The organism is Citrobacter sp. JGM124 (genome assembly GCF_018257795.1).
Lineage (GTDB): Bacteria > Pseudomonadota > Gammaproteobacteria > Enterobacterales > Enterobacteriaceae > JGM124.
The window spans coordinates 104,630-119,742 of the sequence record NZ_JAERJD010000004.1 but is presented as its reverse complement, the minus strand read 5'-3'; the positions used below and the strand labels follow the sequence as shown (position 1 = coordinate 119,742).

Genomic DNA, 15,113 nt, shown 5'->3' with positions numbered 1-15,113 from the left:
AGACAGGCAAATAACGAAAGCTTTCGCCGCCGGACTGACGCAAAGCCGATCACTGTCTGACCACCATGCCGAACACCGTCGCCCAATACTCTCCACCTGTACCGCAACCGGGTCTAATCAGAAGTTTCAAGTATCAGATAAAAAAACACCCTGTCAGCGAGTGGCTTTCAGGGTGCTTTCACGCGTGAAAAGCGAAGGTTAAATGTCGATATTGGCCGCTTTCAGGGCATTTTCTTCAATAAAGGCACGACGAGGCTCTACCGCATCACCCATTAATGTGGTGAATAGCAGATCCGCTGCAATCGCATCTTTAACGGTAACGCGCAACATACGACGGCTATCAGGATCCATAGTCGTTTCCCATAACTGGTCAGGGTTCATTTCTCCCAGACCTTTATAACGCTGTACAGACAAGCCACGGCGAGACTCTTTCACTAACCATTCCAGCGCTTGTTCAAAACTGGCAACGGGCTGGCGACGCTCCCCACGTTCGATAAACGCATCTTCTTCAATCAGTCCGGACAGTTTATCACCCAGGGCGCGAATACGGCGATACTCACCACCAGAAATGAATTCTTGCTCCAGTGGATAATCAGTATCAACACCATGAGTACGCACCCTGATAACAGGCTCAACAATACTGCGCTCTGCATTAGGATGAACGTCAAAATTCCAGGTGCTACCGTGCTGTTCATTCTCATTAAGATAAGTAATCAGGGTTGAAACCCACTCACCCACTTTAGCGTCATCACTCAAGTCGGCTTCACTGAGCGCGGGGTGATAAACCAGTGCATTCAAGAGAGCACGAGGGTAGCGACGTTCCATACGCCCGATCATCTTCTGGACGGTGTTGAATTCCGAAACCAGTTTCTCCAGCGGCTCTCCCGCTAATGCAGGTGCGCTGGCATTGGTGTGTAATGTCGCCCCATCAAGCGCGATGGCAATCTGATACTGATCCATGGCTTCATCATCTTTGATGTACTGCTCCTGCTTACCCTTCTTCACTTTATACAAGGGAGGCTGCGCAATATAAACATGGCCACGTTCAACAATTTCCGGCATCTGACGATAGAAGAAAGTCAGTAGCAGGGTACGAATGTGTGAGCCATCGACATCAGCATCGGTCATGATGATAATGTGGTGATAACGCAGTTTGTCCGGATTGTATTCATCCCGGCCAATACCACAGCCCAGCGCAGTAATCAGAGTAGCCACTTCCTGGGAAGAGAGCATCTTGTCAAAACGCGCTTTCTCGACGTTAAGAATTTTACCTTTCAGTGGCAAAATTGCCTGGTTCTTACGGTTACGCCCTTGCTTTGCAGAACCTCCCGCGGAGTCCCCTTCCACTAAGTAAAGTTCAGACAGTGCGGGATCTCGTTCCTGACAATCGGCCAGTTTTCCGGGTAACCCCGCCAAGTCGAGAGCCCCTTTGCGACGCGTCATTTCACGTGCGCGGCGAGCCGCTTCACGCGCACGGGCTGCATCAATGATTTTACCCACTACGATTTTGGCATCCCCCGGATGCTCAAGCAGGTATTCCCCCAGCAACTCATTCATTTGCTGTTCAACCGCCGATTTCACTTCTGAAGAGACCAGTTTATCTTTGGTCTGTGAAGAGAATTTAGGGTCAGGAACTTTCACCGAAACAACCGCAATCAAACCTTCACGAGCATCATCACCTGTGGCGCTGACTTTCGCTTTCTTGCTGTAACCTTCTTTATCCATATAAGCATTCAGGGTACGGGTCATTGCCGCACGGAAACCTGCAAGGTGAGTCCCCCCATCACGCTGTGGAATATTGTTGGTAAAGCAGTAAATATTTTCCTGGAAACCATCGTTCCATTGCAGGGCAATTTCGACGCCAATACCGTCTTTTTCAGTACTGAAATAGAATACGTTCGGATGGATCGGCGTTTTGTTCTTGTTGAGGTATTCAACAAAAGCTTTGATCCCCCCTTCGTAATGAAAGTGGTCTTGCTTGCCGTCACGTTTATCAATCAGGCGAATAGAAACACCAGAGTTCAGAAATGAGAGTTCACGCAGACGCTTCGCCAGAATGTCATATTCAAATTCTGTCACATTGGTAAACGTTTCATGGCTTGGCCAGAAGCGAACCAGCGTCCCGGTGGTTTCAGAATCCCCGGTCGCTTTCAAAGGCGCTTGTGGCACACCATGAACATAGGTTTGCTGATGTATCTTGCCTTCACGGCGAATGACCAGTTCCAGTTTTTGAGACAGGGCATTAACAACAGAAACCCCTACCCCATGCAGGCCACCAGAGACCTTGTAGGAGTTATCGTCGAACTTACCCCCCGCATGGAGTACGGTCATGATAACTTCAGCGGCGGATACACCTTCTTCCGGGTGGATACCGGTGGGAATACCACGGCCATCATCGGTGACAGAAACAGAATTATCAGCATGAATAGTGACAACAATGTCTTTACAGTGACCGGCGAGTGCTTCGTCGATTGCGTTATCCACGACCTCAAATACCATGTGGTGCAGGCCAGTGCCGTCATCCGTATCGCCAATATACATGCCCGGGCGTTTACGTACCGCATCCAGGCCCTTAAGGACCTTGATACTGGAGGAGTCATAAGAGTTCGACATCAACGTTTCTCGCTCATTTAATCTTGGGTTAATCCGTTATTTTACCCTGATCCACTGCGAACATCTTTGAATTTTTGTCCGCCATGTCCATCACATGTTCAGCGCTGATTGCGCTAACAAAAACCTGTGATGATGTGGCTTTTAACCGGTGTGCCAACAAGCCACGCCGGGAATCATCCAGTTCAGAGGCAAAATCATCTATCAGATACAGGCAACGTCGCCCATTCTGCCGGGTAAGAAACTCACCCTGTGCCAGTCTTAGGGCGCACATCAATAGCTTCAACTGTCCACGCGACAAAGTATCCTCCACCGGTGCACCATCAGCACGAATTCGAAAATCCGCTTTATGAGGGCCCAGCGCGGTATAGGTCAGCATTCTGTCACGTTCAAAATTTCGGGCCAGTATTTCACCATAATCGCTCTCCTTCTCCCAGCCACGCTGAAAGGAGAAACTGAGAGTAAACTCCGGAAGAAATTGCGCACAGGTATCTGCCATATCTTCCGCAATAGCAGCACTGTAATCCGCACGCCAACGATTGACTTGTTCCGCCAACGGGATAAGTGCTTGATCCCAAGGGCGTAGTTGCTCGTAACGCGTCACTTGTCGTAAGGCTGCGTTACGCTGTTTTAACAGGCGTTTTAGGTTGCTCCAGGCAACAAAAAAGCCCGGCTCATTATGAAAGCAGCCCCAATCAACAAAGGCCCGACGATACTTGGGGCCGCCGTTGAGTAATGTAAAACCTTCTGGGGTGATCAGTTGCATCGGCATCATTAAGGCCAAATCGGCAACTTTGTGCCCGTCACTGCCATCAATACGAACCGTGCTGTCGCCAAGGCGATTTTTAGTCAATCCGACGGATGTTTCTCGCTCACCGTTTTGTAACCGACCATGCAGCACAAATGCGTCCTGTTCATGGCGAATCACTCGATTCACTTGCAAACTACGAAAAGCCCGACCGTGCCCTAACGTATAAATCGCCTCCAGCACACTGGTCTTCCCGCTACCATTAGCACCGACCAGAAAATTAAAACCAGGAGAGAGTATCAGGTCTGCGTTTTCGATATTACGAAAGTCTTTGACTAACAAACGCGTCAGTGACATCTACAGTCTCATTGGCATAACAACATAAGCTGCCGCCTGACTGGCTGCATCTTCGATTTGTACACTGGATACGGAGTCAGTCAGTAAAATACGGACGTTTTCACACTTCAGGGCGTTCAACACATCCAATACGTAACTCACGTTAAAACCGATTTCCATTTCAGTACCGTCGTAATCGACGTCTAAAATTTCTTCCGCTTCTTCCTGTTCTGGGTTATTAGCGGTAATTTTTAGCTGATTTTCACTGACATATAAGCGTACCCCACGAAATTTTTCGTTGGATAGAATAGCCGCACGAGCAAAAGCCTGTTTCAGTAAGTCACAACCCGCTTCAAGGTGTTTATCCGGATTTTTTGGCAATACCCGGCGATAGTCAGGGAAACGACCGTCCACCAGTTTCGAGGTGAAGATAAAGCCCCCCACATGAGCCCGGATATTATTGCTGCCAATCTGGATATGTAGCGGATTCTCACCGCCATCCAGCATACGCATCAGTTCAATCACACCTTTACGCGGTACAATAACGGAATGATTAGGCAGTGCTTGCCCCACCGGCATTGCACAAACCGCCAAACGGTGACCATCAGTGGCGACGGTGCGCAGCTCTTCCCCTTCGGTTTCAAACAGCATACCGTTCAGGTAGTAACGCACATCCTGATGGGCCATCGAAAATTGGGTCGCCTCGATCAAACGCTTCATCGTGGCTTGTGGCAGGCTAAACTCGACCTCGCTCTGCCAGTCGTCAAGGTTAGGAAAATCGCTGGCCGGTAAAGTTGAGAGCGAAAAGCGGCTACGCCCGGAGCGTACCAGAATGCGATCCCCTTCCAGCTGGACCGCTATCTCAGCCCCTTCCGGTAAACCTCGACAAATATCGAAAAATTTACGAGCCGGTACAGTTGTCGCCCCAGGCTCACTCGGCTGGACAAGCGCCACGCGTGCCACCATCTCCATTTCCAGATCAGTACCGGTTAAAGAGAGCGCATCATCTGCAACCTGTAGCAACAAGTTACCCAGGATAGGCAGTGTCGGACGGCCACCAAGAGGGCCACTGACTTGCTGTAGTGGTTTTAATAAATGTTCACGTTCAACGGTAAATTTCATAGGATCACGACGATAGTGTTCTGATTAAGTTAGAAAAATCTTCTTTGATATCATGACTTTCTTCACGCAGCTGCTCAATCTTACGGCAAGCATGCAGGACTGTGGTGTGATCCCGTCCGCCAAAAGCATCACCGATTTCAGGCAAACTGTGGTTAGTTAACTCTTTCGCCAATGCCATTGCCATTTGACGCGGACGCGCCACTGAGCGAGAGCGGCGCTTAGAGAGCAGATCAGCCACTTTGATTTTATAGTACTCTGCTACCGTTTTCTGGATATTATCGATAGTAACCAGCTTTTCCTGGAGTGCCAGCAGATCCCGCAGAGCCTCACGCACAAAATCAATGGTAATAGCCCGCCCAGTAAAGTTCGCATTGGCGATGACACGGTTCAGTGCCCCTTCAAGCTCACGAACATTGGAACGTAAACGCTTGGCAATAAAGAAGGCCACTTCGCCAGGCAAACGAATATCATGCTCGTCTGCTTTTTTCATCAAAATGGCAACTCGCGTTTCCAGTTCTGGTGGCTCTATTGCCACAGTCAGACCCCAGCCAAAACGAGATTTCAGGCGATCTTCAACACCATTGATCTCTTTGGGGTAACGATCTGAGGTCAGGATAATCTGCTGATTACCTTCCAGTAGCGCATTGAAGGTATGAAAAAATTCTTCCTGGGAACGCTCTTTATTAGCAAAGAACTGGATATCATCAATAAGCAACGCATCCACAGAGCGGTAGTAACGTTTGAACTCTTCAATGGCATTGTTTTGTAGTGCCTTCACCATATCCTGCACAAAGCGTTCGGAATGCATGTAGACCACTTTAGCATTAGGTTTACGGGCAATGATCCCATTACCTACCGCATGTAACAGGTGAGTTTTACCCAAGCCTGTACCACCATACAGAAACAATGGGTTATAAGCGCCACCGGGGTTATCTGCCACCTGCCGCGCGGCTGCACGGGCCAGCTGATTCGACTTACCTTCAACGAAATTATCGAAAGTATGCTTTGGATTGACATTCGAGCGGTAGGCTGGCTCTGCTGGAGCAGGGAGATTATCCCAGCTTGGGCGAACAGGCGCCGCGGCACGTGCCACTTGCGCAGGGGCGGAGTTATTTGTGGTGCCACTCATCGTTTGCAGCACAGGTTTGCTGCCAACTTCAAAACGCAGTAATGGTACGTCAGTACCGCAAAAATCGTTTAACAGCGCATTGATATTATTAAAATATTTATCTCTGACCCAATCGAGCACAAATCGATTTGGTGCGTACAAGGCCAGCGTGTTATCGCTTAATTCCGCCTGTAAGGGACGTATCCACATGCTGAATTCTGTGGCGGGTAACTCATCCTGTAATCGGGCAAGGCACTGTTGCCAAAGCGAAAGTGACACGGCGGACTCCACTCGAACAAAATCGATAAAAAGACGAAGATTGAAAGTTATACATTCATGATTGTTGACACACACTCTCAGGCGGTGGAGAGCATGCGAACCGCTATCTGCGGTTTTACCGTTGTAAACATAGGATCACAATCGGAACCGCGGATCATAGCCTAAAGCGCGACAGAGATCTTCTGTTTCTCACAGATTCTTCAAGAATTATCCACAGGTTTTTTTGCGCGCTCAGTGTAAAGTCTTCGGTTATCCACCAGTACATATATTTGGTTACATTTATAAGGCATCATTCCCTGCTTCATATTTGAAAGAGAAAATGATCGCCAGAAGATCGCTTGAGATCCTTGCGCTTTGCACGAGAGACCGTATAATTCCTCACCCGTCGCGGAATTTGCTGTATTTTTTTACGGCAAAAAGTCTTTTTTACAGGGTCTGAAAGGCACAGCCGAGTGGGAATTGAATTGACTCCGGAGTGTACAATTATTACAATCCGGCCTCTTTAATCAGCCACACTGAAGCGTGAGTCACTTGAAGACCCTGTAGGCTTTACGCAAATCCAGTGAAATTTAATAGTTTAGGTAGAAACCGCCATGAAACGCACTTTTCAACCGTCCGTACTGAAGCGCAACCGTTCTCACGGCTTCCGTGCTCGTATGGCAACTAAAAATGGTCGTCAGGTACTGGCACGTCGTCGTGCTAAAGGCCGTGCTCGTCTGACCGTTTCTAAGTAATAAAGCTAACCCCTGAGTGGTTAAGCTCGCTTTTCCCAGGGAGTTACGTTTGTTAACTCCCAGTCATTTCACTTTCGTCTTCCAGCAGCCGGTTCGTGCTGGCACGCCGCAAGTCACCATCCTCGGCCGCCTTAATTCGCTGGGGCATCCCCGCATCGGTCTTACAGTCGCTAAAAAAAACGTTAAACGAGCGCATGAACGTAATCGCATTAAACGATTAACACGTGAAAGCTTTCGTCTGCGTCAACACGAATTACCGGCAATGGATTTCGTGATAGTGGCTAAAAAAGGGGTTGCCGATCTGGACAACCGGGCTTTATCGGAAGCATTGGAAAAGTTATGGCGTCGCCATTGTCGCCAGGCTCGCGGTTCCTGATAGCCCTTATTAGGGGCTACCAACGACTGATTAGTCCGCTCCTCGGGCCACATTGTCGTTTCACCCCAACCTGCTCTCAATACGGAATTGAGGCATTGCGCAGGTTTGGAGTGTTAAAAGGCAGTTGGTTAACGTTGAAACGCGTACTAAAATGCCATCCTTTGAACCCCGGTGGAGACGATCCCGTTCCGCCCGGACCTTTTGATACCAGAGAACACTAACGATGGATTCGCAACGCAATCTTTTTCTCATCGCTTTGTTGTTCGTGTCTTTCATGATTTGGCAAGCCTGGGAGCAGGACAATGCTCCGCAACCTCAGGCACAGCAAATCACGCAGACTACGACGACCGCAACAGGTAACACTGTAGACCAGGGTGTACTGGCCAGCGGCCAGGGAAAACTTATTACGGTTAAAACTGACGTTCTTGAGCTTACCATCAACACCCGAGGTGGTGATGTCGAGCAAGCGTTGTTGCCTACCTACCCAAAAACCCTGAACTCTACAGAACCGTTCCAGCTACTGGAAACGACCCCACAATTTGTCTATCAGGCACAAAGTGGCCTGACTGGCCGTGATGGCCCGGATAATCCAGCAAACGGTGCTCGTCCATTATATAACGTCACTCAGGATGCTTTTGTTCTGGCTGATGGGCAAGACGAGCTGGTTGTTCCAATGACCTTTACCGATGCGACCGGCAATGAATTCACCAAAAGCTTCACTCTGAAACGCGGCCAGTTTGCGGTAAACGTAGACTATAAAGTGAAAAACGCGAGTGAAAAGCCACTGGAGCTTTCTACTTTTGGGCAACTGAAGCAATCAGTTAATCTGCCAACAGAGCGTGATACAGGCAGCAGCAACTTTGCATTGCACACTTTCCGTGGTGCAGCCTACTCCACGCCTGATGCAAAATACGAAAAAGTCAAATTTGACAATATTGCTGATGGTGAGTTACTGAACATCAATGCCACCAGTGGGTGGGTTGCGATGCTGCAGCAATACTTTGCTACCGCCTGGATCCCACATATTTCAGGCACCGATAACTTCTATACGACCCGGTTGAACAATAACCAGGTGGCAATTGGTTATAAATCAGCGCCACAACTGGTTCAGCCTGGCCAGAATGGTGAACTGAGTAGTGTGTTATGGGTGGGTCCTGAAATTCAGGACAAGATGGCAGCTGTCGCACCACACCTCGACCTGGCCGTAGATTATGGCTGGTTGTGGTTTATCTCTCAGCCACTGTTTAAGTTGCTTAAGTTTATCCATTCTTATATTGGTAACTGGGGCTTCTCAATCATTGTTATTACCTTTATCGTTCGTGGAATCATGTACCCGCTGACTAAAGCGCAGTACACCTCTATGGCGAAAATGCGTATGTTACAGCCGAAGATTGCCGCCATGCGCGAGCGTCTGGGAGATGATAAACAGCGTATTAGCCAGGAAATGATGGCCCTGTACAAAACGGAAAAAGTTAACCCATTGGGTGGCTGCCTGCCGTTAATTATTCAGATGCCTATCTTCCTTGCGCTCTACTACATGCTGATGGGCTCTGTCGAACTGCGTCAGGCACCTTTTATTCTGTGGATCCATGACCTGGCAGCACAAGACCCGTATTACATCCTGCCGATTCTGATGGGTATCACGATGTTCTTCATCCAGAAGATGTCGCCGACTACAGTCACCGATCCGATGCAGCAGAAGATCATGACCTTTATGCCAGTCATCTTCACGGTGTTCTTCCTGTGGTTCCCATCTGGTCTGGTGTTGTACTATATCGTCAGTAACCTGGTGACCATCCTTCAGCAGCAGCTGATTTATCGCGGTCTTGAGAAACGTGGCTTGCACAGTCGCGATAAGAAAAAGACCTGATAACGATAAGTAATATCGACAGAAGGCGGTCATCAAGACCGCCTTTTTTATTGAGAGAAATCATGAACCATAACGACACTATTATCGCCCAGGCCACAGCTCCAGGACGTGGCGGCGTGGGTATCCTGCGTATTTCCGGTCCGCTTGCCTGTGAAGTTGCCAGGACGGTATTAGGTAAGCTCCCTAAACCCCGCTACGCGGACTATTTACCATTCCGTGATGTAGACGGCAGCGTGCTCGATCAAGGTATTGCCCTGTGGTTCCCTGGGCCGAACTCTTTTACCGGGGAGGATGTGCTGGAACTACAAGGCCATGGCGGCCCGGTTATCCTTGATCTGCTATTAAAACGTATTCTAATTTTAACAGGCATACGTATTGCTCGCCCTGGCGAGTTCTCTGAGCGTGCTTTTCTGAACGATAAGCTCGACCTTGCACAAGCAGAAGCCATTGCAGACCTCATTGATGCAAGTTCAGAACAAGCTGCACGCTCGGCGTTAAATTCGTTACAAGGGGCCTTCTCCACACGGGTCAACAGCCTGGTGGATGCACTCATTCATCTGCGGATTTATGTCGAAGCGGCGATTGATTTCCCTGACGAAGAGATAGATTTTCTCTCTGATGGCAAAATAGAAAACCAGCTTAACCAGGTGATACACTCACTGGACGAAGTGCGTGCCGAGGCTCGCCAGGGTAGCTTACTGCGTGAAGGGATGAAAGTGGTCATCGCCGGACGTCCTAATGCGGGTAAATCCAGTCTGTTGAATGCACTGGCAGGGCGTGAAGCCGCCATCGTCACCGATATAGCAGGAACCACTCGCGATGTTCTGCGGGAACATATTCACCTTGATGGTATGCCCCTGCACATTATTGATACTGCAGGCCTGCGAGAAGCCAGTGACGAAGTGGAACGTATTGGCATTGAACGCGCATGGGGGGAGATAGAAAATGCTGACAGAGTACTGTTTATGGTCGATGGGACGACCACCACAGCTACCGACCCGGCGACCATCTGGCCTGACTTTATCGCCAGATTACCCTCCCACCTGCCTGTGACTGTCGTTCGCAATAAAACAGATGTAACAGGAGAACCCGCAGGCCTTGAAGAAGTTAGTGGGTATTCGCTTGCTCGTCTTTCTGCCCGTACAGGCGAAGGTGTGGACATGTTGCGTACTCACCTAAAAAAGAGTATGGGTTTTGAAACCCACCTTGAAGGTGGGTTTCTGGCACGCCGTCGCCACTTGCAGGCACTTGAACAAGCTGCAGAGCATTTGCAGCAAGGGAAAATGCAGCTGCTTGGGCCGATGGCGGGTGAATTACTGGCAGAAGAGTTACGTCTTGCACAACAAAGTCTGAGTGAAATTACTGGTGAGTTCACCTCTGACGACCTGCTGGGCCATATTTTTTCCAGCTTTTGTATTGGTAAATAACCAATTGAAATACAAAAAATAAAATCACAGCATTAGAATAAAACTACTTGTTTAACAGACCATTACTTGACGGATTTATGGAGTATGACACCGCATATACGTCACAGCTAAACGCAGGTGCCTGTGCGGTTTACCTCAATACTGACGCAAAGCCTGCACCAGAAGGCTGAAGAATTCGTAAAGAAAAAGCTCGGTGGGAAACCTGCACGGTAACGTCAGTTACCGTGCCCCACGAATCAACAGATGGCGTTCGCCTGGTTCCATCCCCCACACAGACATCTGGCTGATGATTTTTCACATGTAAAAATGTAAGTAAGCATTCACTCCAATGCGGATTTTTCGTACAGAATGGTGACAATGTTTAAAAATAACTTTGTCATTTTATGATGACAAACATTTGGCACATTTTCACAATTCAGACGGCAACTATCGAGTTGTCATATCGAATTAAATATCATATAACTCATCACTCTGATTGTGTTTTCGTATATAATTTGATCAGACGTCATGTTGCGCCAACCGGTAAAGTTGACCCCTCAGGGCGTGACCAATAGTGCAGAACATCAGTATGTATATTGTACCATTATCATGGAGTGACAAATGGCGGTGCACTTCGCAAGAGGCTCGATAGCGTTATCCAATTCAGTCTCTTCACATTTGAATGAAGCTACGCTCGACTGGGCAAGTCGATTGCCACCTTACCGCCGTACCCGCTACCTTGCATCACGCTCACTGCTAGCCGAACTGTTATTCATGCTCTATGGCATTAAATGGCTGCCGGATATTGAGCTCTCTGTTTCCGGGCGCCCTCACTTTTCTGATACCACCATGCCTGACTTTAGTATTGCCTACGCGGGTAATATAGTCGGTATATTACTGACGCCAGAAGGGCGTTGCGGCCTTGATATGAAGCTCCATGGGAACTTTGCACCTCATGCTCAGGACACCAGCCCATATGGCTACTCCGGTAATGAAATTATCTGGGCTAACAATCAACTTGACCCAAACGAAGCTCGTTCCCAGCTCAGTGCTCTACGACAAAGCATCCTGAAACTGACAGAAACATCAAGCAAGTCTTTACAGCTCCTTCCCATTTCCGGGCGTTTGAAGATAGAGGATGCCCCTCATATTAAAGCAGTCAGTGACGTGGAGGACATTCTGGTATGGGGATGTGCCACGACTCCTGGTACGGATGAACTGGAATTGTGGATGTTCAATGCAGGGCAAGAGTGGCAAAGACTGACCGATATCCGAACTCGGAGCCAAAGCCCCAATTCAAGGGTTATGCAGTTAACGACCATGCCGTATCACAGTCTTTCTCCACGGCGTTAAAAAAGCCCTCAAATCCATATAAAATTTGAGGGCCGGGCGACTCATTAATCGAGGAAAATAATTTTAAACAGGAACAGCAGCGCAATCACCACGACACAAGGGCTGATTTCACGCCAGCGTCCCGTGCCTAGCTTCATGACGCAATAAGAGATAAAGCCCAGGGCAATACCTTCAGTAATCGAGAAACTAAACGGCATCATAACTGCAGTGACAAATGCAGGTACCGATTCAGTTAAGTCGTCCCACGTCACCCGGGCAAGACTTGCCGTCATCAGCACACCGACATAAATCAGCGCACCCGCGGCCGCATAGGGTGGAACCATACTCGCCAGTGGGGAAAGAAAAATCACCAGTAAGAATAGCAGGCCAACGACAACGGCCATCAGACCTGTACGCCCACCGACTGAAACACCTGAAGAGCTTTCGATATAAGCCGTCACGGAAGAGGTGCCGATAAAGGAGCCGGTGACAGAAGAGATACTGTCAACAAACAGGGCCTGCTTCATGCGGGGGAATTTACCACTAGCATCGGCCAGCCCGGCTTTATCTGTGACGCCAATCAGTGTGCCTGAGGAGTCAAACAGATTAACCAGCATAAAGGCAAAAATAACGCCGGCGAGATTGAGATCCAGCGCCCCCATGACATCTACCTTACCAACCACACTGCTTACGCTAGGGGGAGCGGAAATAATACCATGGTACTGTACGTCTCCCATTAACCAGGCCAGTAACGTAGTGACCACGATGGAGATCAGGACAGCGGCATGCATATTACGAGAAGCCAGAATGGCAATAATGAAAAAGCCCAGCGTACCCAACAACACATTATGTGATGTGAGGTTGCCTATCGTCACGAGTGTGTCTGGGTTCGCCACAATGATACCGGCATTTTTTAGCCCCATCATACCGATAAACAGACCAATACCACTGGTAATACCGACACGCAGGCTCAGAGGGATATTCGCAATCATCCAGTAACGGATGCGAAAGAGCGTCAGTAGCAATAAACCTACCGCCCCCCAAAAAATTGCCCCCATCCCTACTTGCCAGGAGATCCCCATCGCCCCAACGACCACAAAGGCGAAGAAAGCATTCAGGCCCATCGCGGGAGCCAATGCTACGGGCAGGTTCGCAATAATCCCCATCAGAATACTGCCCAATGCGGCAATCAGACAGGTGGTTACAAATACGGCCTGAGTATCCATACCTGCTGCACCCAAAATCTGTGGGTTTACAAAAACGATATACACCATGGTTAAAAAGGTGGTGAACCCAGCAATAACTTCGGTACGTACAGTAGTGCCATGCTCACGTAATTTAAACACGCGCTCAAATAACCCTGGCGATGTCCCCGGGGTAGAGTGTGATTGACTCATTATCGATTCCGAACTGAAAGAAGAAAAATCCGTCATTATCCTATACCAAATAAAAACTTTCACAATCATGGATAACAACCAATCTTTTATGAATCAGGTAACACGAGATCGATTGCCTGGCGTAAAAAGTTTAAAGTAAGGATTATTGATGATATTTGAGGAAAGGATATGGCCCCTATTCAGGCAGTTTTTTTTGACTGTGATGGCACCTTAGTTGACAGTGAAGTGATCGGCTCTAAAGCCTATAAGCATATGTTTGCCCAGTACGGTATATCTCTTTCACTGGCCGAGATATTTGAGCGATTTAAAGGCGTTAAATTCTATGAAATCATCGATATTGTGGGTAAACAATACGGTAAGGCATTGCCTAAACTGGAAATGGAAACCGTATTCAGACAAGAAGTCGCCCGCCTGTTTGATAGTGAACTAGAGGAAATAGCAGGTGCTAATGCCCTGCTGGAAAAAATGCAGATACCTATGTGCATTGTCTCAAATGGCCCGATAAGCAAAATGCACCACTCTCTGGGGAAAACAGGCCTGCTACATTACTTCCCCGAAAAACTGTACAGCGGCTATGATATTCAGCGCTGGAAGCCAGATCCTGCATTGATGTTTCACGCAGCACAAGAAATGGGTGTGAATGTAGAGCACTGTATTCTGGTGGATGATTCCATGGCGGGCGCCCAGTCAGGCATTGCCGCCGGTATGGAGGTCTTCTATTTTTGTGCCGACCCACATAATAAACCGCTTGCCGACCCTAAAGTGACCACCTTCACACGCTTGGATCAATTACCCGATTTATGGCAAGCCAGAGGCTGGAACATCACCCGATAAGCCACCGAATTTTTTATTTCATTGGAATAAAAATTTTTTAACTGTGCCCCCAAACAAGGGGGGCTGGTTAAGCATGATGAAAACTTATAGAAACATCCCGCCAGAAACTTCAATACGTTGTGCATTTATCCAGCCAGTATCCTCGCTCAGAATAGCGGCAATCGCCTGGCCTATATCATCGGGTTGCCCCACTCGCCCTAATGCTGTTTGTGAGGCAATCGCTTGTGCTCGCTGTGCATTGTCCCGTACCTCCCCCCCGCCAAAATCAGTAGCAATTGCACCCGGGGCAATAATATTGACAGCAATACCACGGTATCCTAATTCCTTAGCCTGATGTACTGTCAGCACTTCCATCGCACCCTTCATTGCCGCATAGGCTGCTTTTTCTGGCGTAGCAAAACGTGTCAATCCCGTTGACACATTCAGGATACGGCCACCATTTGCCAGTACGGGTAATAACTGCTGTGTCAGGAAAAATGGCCCCTTGAGGTGGACATTCATCAACTGGTCAAATTGCGCTTCGGTTGTCGCGGCAAAGCTCGCGTTAATGCCCATACCGGCATTGTTCAATAAACCGTCAAATGAGTCACGCTGCCAGACGGTTGCCAGCCGTTCTCTGACGTCTGAAACAAACTGACGGAATGTCGATATATCGCCGACGTTTAATTGAATAGCTACCGCTTTCCTCCCCATACTTTGAATTTCTTTGATAACGCCCGATGCTTCTTGCTGCTGACTGTGATAGGTCAGGATGATATCAGCCCCCTTGGCAGCCAGCTTTAAAGCTGCACTTTTACCCAGCCCACGACTACCTCCGGTAATTAAAATGATGCGCTGATGCATAACAAACCCCTTTTTTGATTGCTGTTGGTTGTTTAAAGAGCTTATTAGCTATAAAAAATATGATAAATAGGTAAAAATGAGACTGATTGTTTCATTTCAAATAACAATGATGGCGAAA

The 15,113-nt window shown here is 48.4% G+C and carries 13 protein-coding genes; 7 read left to right on the top strand and 6 right to left on the bottom strand.

What is annotated here, in order from left to right; translation table 11 throughout:
* Positions 1–198 precede the first annotated feature (198 nt).
* The 4 genes from gyrB to dnaA are packed head-to-tail and all read right to left on the bottom strand — an operon-like array spanning position 199 to position 6,203.
* Complete coding sequence (gyrB, locus tag JK154_RS06960) at positions 199–2,613, bottom strand: DNA topoisomerase (ATP-hydrolyzing) subunit B (protein WP_211991795.1); 2,415 nt, start codon at positions 2,611–2,613, stop codon at positions 199–201.
* 28 nt (positions 2,614–2,641) lie between these two features.
* Entirely contained in the window at positions 2,642–3,715 is a 1,074-nt protein-coding gene (gene recF / locus JK154_RS06955; RefSeq protein WP_211991794.1) for a DNA replication/repair protein RecF, read from the bottom strand.
* Positions 3,716–4,816, bottom strand: coding sequence for a DNA polymerase III subunit beta (gene dnaN, locus JK154_RS06950; protein ID WP_211991793.1), 1,101 nt, complete (start codon positions 4,814–4,816; stop codon positions 3,716–3,718). It abuts the gene before it with no gap.
* A gap of 4 nt (positions 4,817–4,820) precedes the next feature.
* Positions 4,821–6,203 carry a chromosomal replication initiator protein DnaA gene (gene dnaA / locus JK154_RS06945; protein ID WP_211991792.1) on the bottom strand — a complete coding sequence of 461 codons (1,383 nt, stop codon included), beginning with the start codon at positions 6,201–6,203 and terminating at the stop codon, positions 4,821–4,823.
* 593 nt (positions 6,204–6,796) lie between these two features.
* Here dnaA and rpmH point away from each other — a divergent pair.
* The 6 genes from rpmH (at position 6,797) to JK154_RS06915 (ending at position 11,942) form a co-directional block, all read left to right on the top strand.
* Complete coding sequence (gene rpmH / locus JK154_RS06940; RefSeq protein WP_000831330.1) at positions 6,797–6,937, top strand: 50S ribosomal protein L34; 141 nt, start codon at positions 6,797–6,799, stop codon at positions 6,935–6,937.
* A gap of 16 nt (positions 6,938–6,953) precedes the next feature.
* Positions 6,954–7,313: a ribonuclease P protein component gene (gene rnpA, locus JK154_RS06935; protein WP_211991791.1), complete on the top strand. Its 360-nt coding sequence runs from the start codon at positions 6,954–6,956 to the stop codon at positions 7,311–7,313.
* Positions 7,277–7,534 (top strand): membrane protein insertion efficiency factor YidD, encoded by a 258-nt coding sequence (gene yidD, locus JK154_RS06930; RefSeq protein WP_211991790.1) that lies wholly within the window; start codon positions 7,277–7,279, stop codon positions 7,532–7,534. The genes rnpA and yidD overlap by 37 nt, the downstream gene beginning before the upstream one ends.
* Positions 7,535–7,536: 2 nt before the next feature.
* Positions 7,537–9,183: a membrane protein insertase YidC gene (yidC, locus tag JK154_RS06925; RefSeq protein WP_211991789.1), complete on the top strand. Its 1,647-nt coding sequence runs from the start codon at positions 7,537–7,539 to the stop codon at positions 9,181–9,183.
* Between the two features lie 62 nt (positions 9,184–9,245).
* Positions 9,246–10,610, top strand: coding sequence for a tRNA uridine-5-carboxymethylaminomethyl(34) synthesis GTPase MnmE (gene mnmE / locus JK154_RS06920; protein WP_211991788.1), 1,365 nt, complete (start codon positions 9,246–9,248; stop codon positions 10,608–10,610).
* 600 nt (positions 10,611–11,210) lie between these two features.
* Positions 11,211–11,942, top strand: a complete 732-nt coding sequence (locus JK154_RS06915) for a hypothetical protein (RefSeq protein WP_211991787.1) — start codon at positions 11,211–11,213, stop codon at positions 11,940–11,942.
* A 44-nt stretch (positions 11,943–11,986) separates the two neighbouring features.
* On the opposite strand, the gene JK154_RS06910 is transcribed toward JK154_RS06915, so the two are convergent.
* A complete protein-coding gene (locus tag JK154_RS06910) occupies positions 11,987–13,318 on the bottom strand; it encodes an NCS2 family permease (protein ID WP_211991786.1) in 1,332 nt (443 codons plus the stop codon).
* A gap of 168 nt (positions 13,319–13,486) precedes the next feature.
* On the opposite strand from JK154_RS06910, the gene yieH reads away from it, so the two are divergent.
* The gene (yieH, locus tag JK154_RS06905) at positions 13,487–14,152 is read left to right on the top strand and encodes a 6-phosphogluconate phosphatase (RefSeq protein ID WP_211991785.1); all 666 of its coding nucleotides are present in this window, start codon (positions 13,487–13,489) and stop codon (positions 14,150–14,152) included.
* Positions 14,153–14,236: 84 nt separating this feature from the next.
* On the opposite strand, the gene JK154_RS06900 is transcribed toward yieH, so the two are convergent.
* The gene (locus tag JK154_RS06900; RefSeq protein ID WP_211991784.1) at positions 14,237–14,995 is read right to left on the bottom strand and encodes an SDR family oxidoreductase; all 759 of its coding nucleotides are present in this window, start codon (positions 14,993–14,995) and stop codon (positions 14,237–14,239) included.
* Positions 14,996–15,113 lie beyond the last annotated feature (118 nt).

Bases quoted from the DNA above. Each gene is read 5' to 3' on its own strand.
- gyrB (WP_211991795.1), bottom strand. From the start codon at position 2,613: ATGTCGAACTCTTATGACTCCTCCAGTATCAAGGTCCTTAAGGGCCTG.
- recF (WP_211991794.1), bottom strand. From the start codon at position 3,715: ATGTCACTGACGCGTTTGTTAGTCAAAGACTTTCGTAATATCGAAAAC.
- dnaN (WP_211991793.1), bottom strand. From the start codon at position 4,816: ATGAAATTTACCGTTGAACGTGAACATTTATTAAAACCACTACAGCAA.
- rpmH (WP_000831330.1), top strand. From the start codon at position 6,797: ATGAAACGCACTTTTCAACCGTCCGTACTGAAGCGCAACCGTTCTCAC.
- yidD (WP_211991790.1), top strand. From the start codon at position 7,277: ATGGCGTCGCCATTGTCGCCAGGCTCGCGGTTCCTGATAGCCCTTATT.
- yidC (WP_211991789.1), top strand. From the start codon at position 7,537: ATGGATTCGCAACGCAATCTTTTTCTCATCGCTTTGTTGTTCGTGTCT.
- mnmE (WP_211991788.1), top strand. From the start codon at position 9,246: ATGAACCATAACGACACTATTATCGCCCAGGCCACAGCTCCAGGACGT.
- JK154_RS06915 (WP_211991787.1), top strand. From the start codon at position 11,211: ATGGCGGTGCACTTCGCAAGAGGCTCGATAGCGTTATCCAATTCAGTC.
- JK154_RS06910 (WP_211991786.1), bottom strand. From the start codon at position 13,318: ATGAGTCAATCACACTCTACCCCGGGGACATCGCCAGGGTTATTTGAG.
- yieH (WP_211991785.1), top strand. From the start codon at position 13,487: ATGGCCCCTATTCAGGCAGTTTTTTTTGACTGTGATGGCACCTTAGTT.
- JK154_RS06900 (WP_211991784.1), bottom strand. From the start codon at position 14,995: ATGCATCAGCGCATCATTTTAATTACCGGAGGTAGTCGTGGGCTGGGT.